The sequence below is a fragment of the Streptomyces sp. NPDC006314 genome (genome assembly GCF_040613075.1).
Lineage (GTDB): Bacteria > Actinomycetota > Actinomycetes > Streptomycetales > Streptomycetaceae > Streptomyces.
This window is the reverse complement of sequence record NZ_JBEXRL010000045.1, coordinates 1-12102: the sequence shown is the minus strand read 5'-3', so window position 1 is coordinate 12102 and position 12102 is coordinate 1. Positions and strand designations below refer to the sequence as shown.

Sequence of the window (12102 nt, the reverse complement as noted above, 5' to 3'; positions counted from 1 at the left end):
AACCACAACCCACAACTGCCGTGGTCCTTCCTCGCCCACACCGGACTCACCATCCACCCACCCCACCCACCGAACTTACGAAAAGATCAGTAAGACGTCGTTTCACTTGATGAGTCGGCGGTAGCCGATGAGGGCTGCGGCTATGCCGACGAAGGCCACGAAGTGCTCGGCCTTGCGCTCGTAGCGGCGGTGCAGCCTTCGGCAACCGGCGAGCCAGGAGACCGTTCTCTCGACGACCCAGCGGTGTCGGCCGAGCCGCGTGGGCGACTCGATGCCCTTGCGGGCGATGCTGTGGCGGATGCGATGCCCGCGAAGCCATTTCCGCAGGTGGTCGTAGTCGTAGCCCTTGTCGGCATGGAGCTTGGCCGGACGTCGCCGGCGGGGTCCGCGCCGGGAGCGGATGGGCGGGATTGGGCGCACGAGCGGCTGCAGGCCGAGGCTGTCGTGCATGTTGGCGCCGGAGATACCCAGCGACAGCGGCACGCCATGCCGATCGGTGATCAGGTAAATTTTCGATCCGCTCTTGCCGCGGTCGGTCGGATTCGGTCCGGTCAGCAGCCCCCTTTTGCGGCCCGGACGCTGACGGAGTCGATCGCGCACCGCGACCAGTCCAGCTCACCCCGAGCGCCGAGCTCGTCGAGGATGAGCCGGTGCAGCCTGGCCCAGACCCGGTTCCGGCTCCACTGGGCGAAGCGCCGGTAAACCGTGGGCCAGGCCGGCCCGAACACCGGCGGCAACTGCCGCTACGTGCAGCCCGAGGTGGCCACGAAGACGATCGCCGCCAGGCATTCGCGGTCTCCGGCCCGCCGTCGCCCGCCACCTTGCGGGCGTATGACCTCCGTCGGCGGGACCACCCGCCGGAACAGCGTCCACAACTCGTCCGGCACCAACCGCTCGATCAGATCCGTCATGCACCACGAGACACTGACGAACTGCCCGATCGCAGGGTCGTACTCGCGAGCGCCGACGTGCGTCAGGCCGGTTGCGTCGTCGGCAGGCCGTGCGGCGGAGGACAGGTGGGACACGGCCCTGCCCGAAGAACACGGCAGCTTCTTCCTCCGGGTCGATGAGCACGTCTCCCGCAGGGCCGGCGCACTCGCGGCCGCCGAACGCACCGCCATCCGCGGCGCCCACGTCGAGGCCGCATGGTCAGTCGCCCGCCGCGCCGTCCAAGACACCTGTCGTCTGGTCTCCATGGACCATGACGCGGTGCATCGCATCAATCGAGGATCTGGATGATGCCCTACGCGGTGTATCCAGCCCAGAAGGCCAGGCCCCTCCTGTCCGTCCAGACACCTCGGAACGGCATATTGGCAGAGATCACACAGAAGGAGATCGGTGGCAGAACGGCGTCAACGCCGTCCGCAGGCTCAAGTCGTGGTACCAGGACACCTGCTAGATATGTAGGACCACCTTGACCCTCTCTCACCCCGCGACCGCTACAGCGAAGCGGCACACATCCGAGCCAGAGCGGACGGCGGACCCGACCTCACCGAGAACTTGCTGTGCCTCTGCCCGAACTGCCATGTCCGCTTCGACGGCGGAGCATACGTCCTGACCGACGACCTCCTGGTCGTAGAGATCGTCAGCGACCGCCTGCTGACCAAGCTCCAGCGCCATCAGTGGCACTACATCAATCCCGACCACATCCGCCACCACCGCCACCGCTGGACCAGCCGCAATCCCGCTCCTCTCACGGCCCCGCCCTCAGCGACTGTGTCGGACCGGTGTCCAGGACTCGTTGGGTGCCGGTGCAGAAAGGGTGGCTCGCCGAGGGGAACTCGACAGTCGACGTGGCGGCCGGCGACCGGGTCGCTCCGGCCATCGCATGTCCCACTCCCCCGACGCAGCAAGCGCCGCTCCGACCCGGACGCTCAGAGCAAGCGCTACTGGTTGCCGGGCGATCCAGCGTCATGGCTGACCCGCGGTGGCCGCAGCACAGTTCATCAGGGCCGGCAGGACGGCCGGACGCTGAGCAGTTCGGTCCGCAGTACGGGCGTGCCGTCGACAGGCGCCGGGTCCTGCGAAGTCGGCTCGATTCCGCCAGCAGCGATCTTGTCGAGGGTCTTCAGGCCGGCGGCACCGACCGTGCCGAACACCGTGTAGTTCGGTCGCAGCGCGGAGTCGCCGTAGACGACGAAGAACTGCGAACCGTTCGTGTTCGGCCCGGCGTTGGCCATCGCCAGCAGACCGCGCCCGTAAAGGCGACGGACGCCGGTCGGATCGCTCGGAGCCGGCGGCAGGTCCACCGGTAGCTCGTCCTTGTACGCGTACCCCGGCCCACCCTCGCCCGTGCCGGTCGGGTCGCCGCACTGCAGGACCTTCAGCGTCGGATACGCCGTCAGCCGATGGCACACCGTACGGTCGTAGAACCGGTGCCGCGCCAGGTGCACGAAGCTCTGGACCGTGCACGGCGCCTTCGCCCGGTCCAGACGCAGCGGAAGCGGGCCCTGGCTGGTCGGGACAGCCATGTCGACCGTGCCGTGGCTGGGGGTGTGCCGCGGGTCGGGCGGCAGGGGAACCGGCCGCGCCGCCGGCTCGTCCGGGGTCTCGGTGTACTGGCACGGACCGTGCGTGGTCCGCGGCGGGGCATCCTGAGCGGAGGCGGTGGTGCTGCCTCCGGACACGACCAACGCTGCTGCCGCCAGTGCGGTCATGAGAGCTCGCTTCATCCTGCACACCCTCCAAAAGATCGCCGGATCGGTCGCAGCCTAAAGCGCGGCCGGGCGGGCGGGAACCCGCCCGCAAGCCACATCGGCCTCCCCGCCTTCGGGCCGCGACCGCGGGCACATCGCTCGGGCGCGGCACAGCGTCGGCCGGCCGATCAGGGCGTCCCCCGGTGCACTACGGAAGCTCCCGAACCCGGTCGAGCGGCACGGGGATGGCGACGGCTGTCCCTGCCCTCGACGGCACTCGCACATGGTTGCCCGGTGTCACCGGCAGACTGACCGGTGCAGACAGCCAACCGCCGGACGAGGGACAACGCCGCGCGGATCACCGCGCAGCTGCCCGGCTGCGGCCGGCCGGGCCCCTTCCCCGAAGCGGCGCAGGCCTGACCCACCTGAGGCCGAGCGCGAGGAGGCCAATGCCTGATCTGACTGCTGCTTGCCCTCACGCCTTCCAGTGGTGCCTGCGCAGGTAGTCCTCCAACGACAGCATCTGCGGACGGATATCGCGCAGCCGGGGCACGTCGGCCTCGTAGCCGGTGGCCTCGAACCAGCGGTTCATCACGTACATCTCCTCGCCCTGCTGCTCGCGGAAGTCGTCCCAGGAAATGCGCTGCACCCCTACTGGCCGCTGCAGCACCCGGGTGAAGACCTCGGCGGACTGCGCCATCGACAGCTCGTCCCCTGCCAGGTCCACGGACCGTCCCACCCACTGGTCGGGCCGGCTCATGGCCAGCATGGTGAACGCACCGATGTCCTCGACGCTGACCTGCTGCAACGGCCGTTCGGGCGACAGCGGTGTCACCAGGGAGCCGTTCATGATCGCGTGGCGGGCGCCCTCCCAGTTCTCCATCAGGAACACCGGCCGCAGCACGGTGAAGGGAACAGAGCTCTGCGCGAGGTACTGCTCGATCTCGTACTTACTGTTGAAATGGGGAATGCTCGTGTTCCTGTGGGCGCTGCCCACGGAACTGAACACGAAGTGCTCCACCCCGGCCTGCGCCGCGGCGTCCACCATGAGCCTGCCCTGGGCCACCTCTCCCTCGTAGCCGGCACCGAAGTACTGCGTCACACAGAACACACCGTCCACGCCGGCCAGGGCCGCGCGCAAAGACGCTGCGTTTCCCAGGTCCCCGGCCACCACCTGCGCACCCTGATCCGCCAGCGCACGAGCGGCCGGCTTGTCGGGGTCACGGGTCAGCGCACGCACCGACCAACCGGCGTTCAGCAGATGCCGGGCCACTGCTCCGCCTTGCTGACCCGTGGCGCCGAGCACCAGGACCGCACGGCGCCGCTCGTCCGCTTCAGACATCGTCGGTATCCACCTCTCGGCCCACCGCCGGCGCTTCGCGCCGGCAGCCGTACGCCCAGCAGCAACGCCCCATCGGTACCACCAGTCGTCAGTCAGCCAAACCGTGTCCCGGTGGCCTGCGAAGGGCATGCCCTGCAGAGTCCAGGAGGGCGGAGGGGGTATCGGAACCGGAACCCCTGCCCGGGCCGGCGGTCCGGGCAGGAGGGCGGGTGCTACTGCGGCATCAGACCGGCCACGATGGGAAGGAGCTTCTCGCCGCTGGGGCCGGTCCAGGACTGGGCGAGTTCGGCCAGGAGCTGGTTGGTGGAGGTGATCGTGGCTCCCTTGTTCTCCATGCGGCGCAGGGCGATCCGGTCCGCCAGGGCGGTGGGCGAGCCGCCGGCGTCGGCAACGACCTGCACCTGGTAGCCCTCCCGCAGGGCAGTCAGGGTGGGGAAGACGGTGCACACGTCGTTGGTCACCCCGGCGATGATCAGGTTGCGCTTGCCGGTGGCCTTGACCGCGGCGGCGAAGTTCTCGTCGTCCAGGGCGTTGACGACGCCCTGGCGCTTGATGCGTGCGGCGTGCTCCTCCGGTGCGATGTCCGCGAGTTCGCTCAGCAGCGGGCCCTGAGCGTAGCTCTCCATGGACGAGGTCAGGACGAGGGGTATACCGAGGGCCTTGGCCGCCTTGGCGAGCGCCAGGGCGTTGGCCTTGAGCTCGTCGAAGCCGATGGAACGGACCCATCCCATGGTGCCAACTTGGTGGTCGATCAACAGCATGGCGGTGTTTTCTGAGGTGAAGCTCTGCTCGGACATGGAACTCTCCAGTGCGGTACGGACGGAGTGGTGCGTGTCTCTCCGTCGAGACATCCTCGGGCGACCAGAACGGGCAGAACGCTCGCTTATGTGGTCGACCAACCTTCTTCTCCAACGTACGCTCCGACGGGAAAAATCCCAAGCGTCCGAATCCTTTTTTCCGCGTCGTCCTTGTCACCGGCTGAGCGAGCTCAGCCCGGCGCCTGCTCAGGCGGGCAGGACGCGCCGGACGGCCGGAACCACTTCCTGCGCGAAGAGGGAGAGCTGGCGCCGATGATCCCGGTCCGGCCAGTACACGAAGCCGTTCATGCCGTAGGCACCAACGAGGTCGGTGATCTGGTCCACCCACTGCCGCACCGGACCGTAGAACGGTCCTTCGGACACCGGGGTGATCAGGCCATTCAGGTTGTACACCTTGCGGATCACGGCCGGGTCCCGGCCGGCCCGGTGGGCGGCTTCGTCGATGCGGGCGCTGGCCTCGCCCAGGCGGTCCACGCCGAGGTAGGCCAGCGAGGGCAGCCAGCCGTCGGCCCTGGCACCGGTCAGGTCCAGCATGCGCGGCCCGTAGGCGCCCAGCCAGATGCCCAGGCTCGCGGAGGGAGCGGGACCGGGGTGGATGCCCGCCACCCGGTAGTGGGCGCCCCCGGCCCGGGCCGAGCGCTGACCGCTCCACAGGGCACGGATCACTTCGATGGCCTCGGACAGTGCGTCGACCGCCTCCTTCCGCCCGCGCCGCGGGCCGCCCATCGCTTCGATCGCTTCCCAGAACGCGCCGGCTCCCAGGCCCAGCCGCAGGCGGCCGGCGGACAGGACATCGAAGCTGGCGGCGGCCTTCGCCAGCATCGCGGGCGGGCGCAGCGGCAGATTGGCGACCGCAGGGACGAACACCACCCGCTGCGTGCCGGCGGCCAGGAACGACATCAGAGTCCACATGTCGTGGAAGGCGGCCTGATAGGGGTGGTCCTGGATCGTGACCAGGTCCAGGCCGTCCCGTTCCGCCTGGACCGCGAGCTGCAGCGGACCGTCCACGTCACGCCAGACGGGGTCGATGTTCGCGCCGAACAGCACCGGCAGTGCCATGAGCTCTCCTTGTCGTCGTCCCGGTCCTCAGCGCCGTACGGCTCACGCCGGTCGTGGACACGGGGGGCTTGCGACTCGCGACCGTATTAGTTGGCCGGCAAGACAGTATCTTTGCCGCTCCTTCCGTCCGTGAAACGACACCGCTTCCCCAGGTCGAGGTGGTCTGTCAGGAACCCGAGGCGGTGAAGGGGGTCAGGTGGTGCCGCCCGCGGGCGGGGTCCCGGGTGAGGTGCCTGCGTGGCTTGGCGGGGTGGGCGCGGAGGCGGGCGCGCTGGCGGTCGGGATCTCCGGCCTGCGAGTAGACCCGTTCCACGGCCGCGGCACAGGCACGCGATGCGGGCGGCCAGTGTTCTGGCGGCCCGCGGGACTTCGGCCTCGATGGCCCTAAGCACGTAGACCGCCTCGGCCAGGGCGGTGACACCTTTGACGCCCCTACAGTCGACCAACCCCAGGAGGGATGAGACAATCTGCCGACCAACGACTCGCCCGTCAGTACGAAGGAGCAGTCACATGCCTCCAGCGTCCGAAGCAGCTCGGACCCATGAGGAGACGGTGCCGGCCGTCATCGGCGCTCCGATGAGCGAGGCGCTCTTCCGGGCCGCACGGGTGCACCGGATCATGGCAGGCAACCTCCTGCGTGAAACCGGCCTGTACCCCGGGCAGGAACTGCTGATGATGCAGCTGTGGCAGCGCGGCGAACAACGCCAGGCGGATCTGATCAAGACGCTCGGCCTGGACCCCTCGACGGTGACCAAAATGCTGCAGCGCCTGGAGCAGTCCGGGTTCGTCAGCCGCAGTCACTCCCCACACGACCGGCGGGCCGTCGTCGTGACTCCCACGCGGGCCGGCCGGGCATTGCGTGACAAGGTGCAGCAGGCGTGGCAGGACCTGGAGGCGATCACCTCCACGGGGTTCACGGAGGAGGAGTACCAGCAGACGATGCGGAACTTGGCCCGGATCGAGGCCAACCTGAGCCGCACACCTTCCGCCCACGCTGGCGCCTCGCCCGCCGAGTGACCGCCGACGCCCACCCATGTCGGACCACGGGTGGGGCCACCGGTCCGCACCTCACCGCCCGCTGGGCAACAACCGCACTCCGAGGCGCGGCTCGGCCTCGCACCGGGCGACGCGGCAATGTGGCTCAGCGATCAGCTGTCCGCCGACCCGGGTGTGAAACGGTGGCGCCTGCGGGCTGCCGGAGTCACCCGTGCCCTCGTCCCCCTCAGTCTCCGCCGCCTTCACAGCTGGACGGCCGTCCGGCCGGTCTTCGCTCCCGCTCGCCCGGCTCGGCGGGTGGCGGAGCGGTCCACGGCGTACTGCACCGTGAGACAGCCCACTGACCAGGCCACCAGGGTGAGCGCCGCGCCGGTGAGGTGCGCGTCATGGAAGTAGGAGGCGCCACGCAGTCCCCGGACTGCGGCAGCCGGGGGCATCACCGAGGCCAGCGGGGACAGCCATGCCGGAAGAAATGTGGCCGGGAGGATGCCCCCGGAGGTGGCGTTGCCGAATATCAGCAGTACGACCGAGGCTACCGGCATGCCGATCGGTCCGAACAACCGCAGCAGCACCCCGGCGACCGCGGCGGATGCACATGCCAGCAGACCCACCAGGAGGGTGACGACGGCGAACGACGTGGGCAGCGCGGCGAAGGCGGTGTGCGCGATAAGCGCCACCGTCACTCCGGAGGCGGTGGAGAAGACCAGCATCGACAGGACGCGAGCAGTCAGCCGCAGGCGTGGGGCGATCTGGTAGGAGGACACGGCGAAGAGGAATCCTGCGAGCACGACGCCGAAAGACGCGTAGAAGACCGACAGGCCGCGGGAGTCGCCTGCTGCCAAGGGCCGGACGTCCTGCACGGGCACCACTCTTCCCGCACCTTCCGCCACCGCCGTGACCAGGCTAGAGACGGTCGACGGCCCTTGGGCGCCTGCCACCAGAAGGCGTGTCCCACGGCTGTCGGCCACCAGGGCGGCCGGAACCTCGTCATGGGTCACGGCGTGCCGGGCGGCCGCCGCGTCCGGGTAGCGGTAGAACGTGTACCCGCTGGGTGCCGCGTTGTTGAGGGCGAGTTCCGTACGGGCGGCCACCTTGTCGGGCGCGGCGATGCCGAGGGGCTGGTGGCGCGCCGACGGCGCGTGGAAGGCGGCGAGGTACACGGCGACGAACACGGTGCCGATCGCCAGCGCGGTGACCACGGGCACGACCATCGCCTTGCGCACCCCCGCAGCTGCCGCGAGCACCGCGCCGGGCAGACCGGGCTCGGTGTCGACGAGCGCGCGCCGGGCGTGCCCGGTGCGGTCGGCCACAGGGTCCTGGTCCAGATCCTGCACAGCGGTCGGAGGCGGGGCGTCGAGCGGGAGGGAGGTGGGGCGGTGCATGGGGGGTGAGGGCTTTCCGGGCTGGTGGCGGGGGACGAGGGAGTGAGCGGGCGAGAGTCATTTCCCGCACGGCGGCTTCTCGGGAAACGGTTGTGGGAAGCAGGGCCGGCGGCCGGCACCTGCGAGGGCCGGGACCGCCGACCGACGGGCCCGGCCGGCCGGCTAGAACATCCCGCCGTCGACCTGAAGGGCACGGCCGGTCATGTACGCAGCGTCGTCGCTGGCGAGGAAGGCGTACGCGGCCGCGATCTCGACAGGGTCCGCGAGGCGCCGCAGCGCCACCTGCACGTCGAGCCACTCCGACATGGCCTGCTTCCCGATCAGCTCGGGGTGCTGGTAGCCGGCTCCGTGTTCGGCGGCCATGTCGGTGGCCGTGCCGCCGGGGGCGACGGCGTTGATCGTGATGCCCCGTCGGCCGAGTTCGGCCGAGAGGTTGAGCACCATCGCTTCCACGGCGGCTTTGGAAGCGGCGTACAGGGTGTGCCCGAAGAACGCCTTGGTCGCGCTGACCGAGGAGGTGAGCACGATCCTGCCGCCTGCGCGCATGTGGGCGGCGGCGTGCTGGGCCGCGAACAGCTGACCGCGCGTGTTGATGGAGAAGACACGGTCGAAGTCCGCCGCGGTGATGTTCTCCAGTGCGTCGAAGTGCTCCACGCCGGCGCAGGAGGCCAGGACATCGAGCTGTCCGAACGCGGAGACCGCCCGGTCGATCAGGGTCCCGGTCTGGCCAGGGTCGGCCACGTCCGCGCGCAGCGCCATGGCCTTGCCGCCCTGGTCCACCACTGACCGGACCAGTGCATCGGCGGCTTGCTGATTGCCGCGGTAGCCCACCACGACAGCTGCTCCTTCGGCCGCCAGGCGAGCGGCGACCGCCGCTCCGATGCCCCGGCTTCCTCCGGTGACCACCGCGACCTTACCCGCGAAACGCTTGTTGTCCGCTGTCGTCATGAGGGTTCTTCCTTTCGCATGTCCGGCCAGCCGATGGGCGCCCGCCACACCTCGTGGCGGGTGCACCGCGTCGCCCGCACATCGACACTAACACCAAAGTGAAGGAAATCCTTCACTTATGCTGGGGACGTACCCTCTACACTCCGCAGACGACGAGAAACACCAGAGGTAGACACGGTGACTGCCAGCACTCCGAGCGGACCGCCGACCCCGCGGCTGCGGGCCGACGCCGCGCGCAACCGCGCACAGATCCTGGCTGCGGCCCGCGCCGCCTTCCGTGAGTCGGGGACCGCTGTGCCCCTGGACGAGATCGCCCGCCGGGCAGGCGTGAACATCGCCACGCTCTACCGGCGCTTCCCCGACCGCGACGCCCTCATCACCCAAGTCGTCGTGGATGGTTTCAGCCTCGTACTCGACACCGCCCGGGCAGCCGCCGAAACAGCGCAGACCGATCCGCTCGCAGCCGTGGAATCCTTCCTGCAAGGCATGATCGACAACCGGGAGCTGCTGTCGCTGCCGCTGATCGGCGGGCCCACGACGAACGATCCGCACGCCCGCCGCCTGCAACAGCAGATCGCCGTCGCGCTGGAGGAGATCCTGACCGCTGGACGGGGCCGAAAGGCGCTTCGGTGTGACGTCACCGCGGTGGACCTGATCGCCACCGCCGCGCTGATCTGCCGCCCGCTGCCCCACCTGCCGCCCGAGCAGGCCGCCGCGCTCGCCACTCGGCACCTCCGTGTCTTCCTCGACGGCCTCCACCCGGAGCACACCCGCGACCTGCCGGCACCGCCCACTCACGAAGAGATGACGGCCCACCTCGTCGCCGAGGACACGACCGCCCAGTAGCAGGGCACCACGGGCAGGAAGGCAGGGCCGCGAGCACACCGCTGACCGCGTGGCTCACCTGCAACGCGCGGCGGGTCCATCACTGCTTGGATGGGGGCCACGGTTTCCACCGGGGCCGCCCGCATGCCGAACACCGACTCCAGGGGCGCAGTCTGCACCCGGGCCCGGCTCTCCAGAGGCCGCTCGAACCAGCCCTCGGCCGGCTCGCCCGCGTGTCGCTCACACACAGCGAGACAGACACCGAGCGACGTCGCACTGTTGCCGATCTTGTGCGCAGCCTGGGAGGTCTCAAGCGCATCGAGTGCCGACGCGTACTGCCGCATCAAGTGCCGACGCGTACTGCTCGAGCCCGGCCGCTCACCTCTGGTCCGCCGTCGCCGTCGTCGCGGACGCCGCGCGTCGTACAGCCCGTCGGTGAGTCTCGCTGCGCCGCTCGACCGGCCACTGTCGAAGGGCTGCACCTCCCCCGTGTGCGGTGCGCCGGCTCCTTCGCCCGCTGTCGGAGACGTGCGCGTCCCCACCGGCACGCACAGAATGCACAGGTCATGGGGATGGCACGACGCGGGCACCCCCGAGGAGGAGGTACCCGATCGTCCCGGTCGCCGGTCGCCGGTGGCCGGCGCCGGTGTCAGTGTCCGCGGGAGTCCTCGGGCCGCGCCTGGCGCGGCAGGAGGAAGGAAAGGAGAAAGGTCAGCGCGAGCATGCCGTCGACGATCCACAGCACCGTCTTCATGACCGATCCGAAACCGCCCTTGAAGGCCGAGGTGGCGGTGGCCCGCAGGGCCGCGGGTATCCGGGCACCGGCCTCGGGCGAGGTCACAGCGGACCTCGTGTCCTTCTCCAGGCGCGTGCAGGACGCCGGGGTAGCGGCGGGGTCCTTGGCCACGGCGCGGTCCGAGGCGCACTGACGCAGGTCCGCCACGACACGATCCTGTGCGGCGGGCGCGACGTGGGCGGCGGCCAGCTGTCGACGCAGACCGTCCGAGCGGTGGTCGACGGCGGTGGCGATCCCGCCGCCCAATAGGCCGAAGAACACGGTGCCGAGGATGGCTACGCCGAAGGCGCCTCCGAGCTGTTGCATCGCGGTCATCGTGCCGGACGCCGAACCCGTCTCGTGCTGCTCGACACTAGCCAGCACGATGTCGAAGAACGGAGCCATGAGCAGGCCCATGCCGATGCCGGTGACGAGCAGGGACGGCAGCAGCTGCCAGGGGCCGACGCCGCTGCCCACCATGTCGAGGGTCAGCCACACACCGAACACGCCGACCGCCATGACGACGGTGCCCGCCTGAAGGACGGCACGCCCCAACCGTGCGACACCCTGCGCTCCGTGTTCCCGTCGGAATGGCGCGAGCCGGCGCTCGGGCATGAAGCCGTCGCGGAGTGGGAGCAGGAGAACGGGGTGGTCCTGCCGGAGCCGTACAGGACCTTCATTGCGGAGGTCAGCAACGGGTCGAGCCTGGGCCCTGCTGGCGATGGCGGTCTTCAACCGCTCGGCTGGCTGCCCGACACGTGGCCCGACCTCGGCCCGCGGCAGCCAGGGGAACCGTTCCCTCTGGAGGCAGCTTGGGGCTGGGAAGACGATGAGAGTGTCGGCCCCGAGGACCCTCGGATCGACGCCGCGTTCAACAAGGGGTCCATTGTTCTCGGGTGCGAGGACGGGCAGTCTTTCTGGCTTCTGCTGACCACCGGCCCCCGCCGCGGCGAGGTGTGGATGATCGCCGACGTCGGCGCTGTCCCGGCGCCCGGCGACCCGGCATGGGGCTTCGAGGAGTGGGTGCGGCGTTGGCACACCGGCGACGACTGGTGGGACTGATCGCTCCGTCCTGCACAGTCGTAGGTTGCGGACTGTTCGAATCCCTGGTGCCTCCCGAAGTGGTGAACATCTGCTGCCCGTTCTCATGCAGCGTCGGAATCGACGGAGGCGGCTCCCCCTCACCCTTGGCCGCGCGAGCGATCAGCTCACGATGGACCGCCGCCCGTTCCCCTTCCACAGCCCCAGCAGAGCCCGGACCTCATCAGTAACCGTGAACCGCCGGGATACACGGCCCGCTCCCCCGGTGCCCGGGCCGCAG

General features: G+C 69.8%; 10 protein-coding genes and 1 pseudogene. 3 read left to right on the top strand and 8 right to left on the bottom strand.

Annotated features, from left to right (window positions below):
- Window positions 1–102: 102 nt before the first annotated feature.
- The 5 genes and pseudogenes from ABZ079_RS36280 to ABZ079_RS36260 all read right to left on the bottom strand — a co-directional run bounded on the left by ABZ079_RS36280 (window position 103) and on the right by ABZ079_RS36260 (window position 5855).
- Window positions 103–911, bottom strand: a pseudogene (locus ABZ079_RS36280) (IS5 family transposase).
- 1035 nt (window positions 912–1946) lie between these two features.
- Window positions 1947–2672, bottom strand: coding sequence for a peptidylprolyl isomerase (locus ABZ079_RS36275; protein WP_356943703.1), 726 nt, complete (start codon window positions 2670–2672; stop codon window positions 1947–1949).
- A gap of 439 nt (window positions 2673–3111) precedes the next feature.
- Entirely contained in the window at window positions 3112–3978 is an 867-nt protein-coding gene (locus tag ABZ079_RS36270) for an NmrA/HSCARG family protein (RefSeq protein ID WP_356943702.1), read from the bottom strand.
- Window positions 3979–4190: 212 nt separating this feature from the next.
- Window positions 4191–4775, bottom strand: coding sequence for an isochorismatase family protein (locus tag ABZ079_RS36265; protein WP_356943701.1), 585 nt, complete (start codon window positions 4773–4775; stop codon window positions 4191–4193).
- 207 nt (window positions 4776–4982) lie between these two features.
- On the bottom strand, window positions 4983–5855 hold the full coding sequence (locus tag ABZ079_RS36260) for an LLM class flavin-dependent oxidoreductase (protein ID WP_356943700.1): 873 nt from the start codon (window positions 5853–5855) through the stop codon (window positions 4983–4985).
- Window positions 5856–6365: 510 nt separating this feature from the next.
- Here ABZ079_RS36260 and ABZ079_RS36255 point away from each other — a divergent pair.
- On the top strand, window positions 6366–6872 hold the full coding sequence (locus tag ABZ079_RS36255; RefSeq protein ID WP_356943699.1) for a MarR family winged helix-turn-helix transcriptional regulator: 507 nt from the start codon (window positions 6366–6368) through the stop codon (window positions 6870–6872).
- Window positions 6873–7093: 221 nt separating this feature from the next.
- On the opposite strand, the gene ABZ079_RS36250 is transcribed toward ABZ079_RS36255, so the two are convergent.
- Together ABZ079_RS36250 and ABZ079_RS36245 are read right to left on the bottom strand one after the other, a co-directional pair.
- A complete protein-coding gene (locus ABZ079_RS36250) occupies window positions 7094–8233 on the bottom strand; it encodes an ABC transporter permease (RefSeq protein ID WP_356943698.1) in 1140 nt (379 codons plus the stop codon).
- Between the two features lie 162 nt (window positions 8234–8395).
- Window positions 8396–9181 (bottom strand): SDR family oxidoreductase, encoded by a 786-nt coding sequence (locus tag ABZ079_RS36245; protein ID WP_356943697.1) that lies wholly within the window; start codon window positions 9179–9181, stop codon window positions 8396–8398.
- A 177-nt stretch (window positions 9182–9358) separates the two neighbouring features.
- Between ABZ079_RS36245 and ABZ079_RS36240 the strand changes: the two genes are divergently transcribed.
- Complete coding sequence (locus ABZ079_RS36240) at window positions 9359–10027, top strand: TetR/AcrR family transcriptional regulator (RefSeq protein WP_356943696.1); 669 nt, start codon at window positions 9359–9361, stop codon at window positions 10025–10027.
- A gap of 628 nt (window positions 10028–10655) precedes the next feature.
- Here ABZ079_RS36240 and ABZ079_RS36235 read toward each other — a convergent pair.
- Window positions 10656–11336 carry a hypothetical protein gene (locus ABZ079_RS36235; RefSeq protein WP_356943695.1) on the bottom strand — a complete coding sequence of 227 codons (681 nt, stop codon included), beginning with the start codon at window positions 11334–11336 and terminating at the stop codon, window positions 10656–10658.
- Window positions 11337–11357: 21 nt separating this feature from the next.
- Here ABZ079_RS36235 and ABZ079_RS36230 point away from each other — a divergent pair, with 21 nt between their 5' ends.
- A complete protein-coding gene (locus ABZ079_RS36230) occupies window positions 11358–11843 on the top strand; it encodes an SMI1/KNR4 family protein (RefSeq protein ID WP_356943694.1) in 486 nt (161 codons plus the stop codon).
- Window positions 11844–12102: the final 259 nt, after the last annotated feature.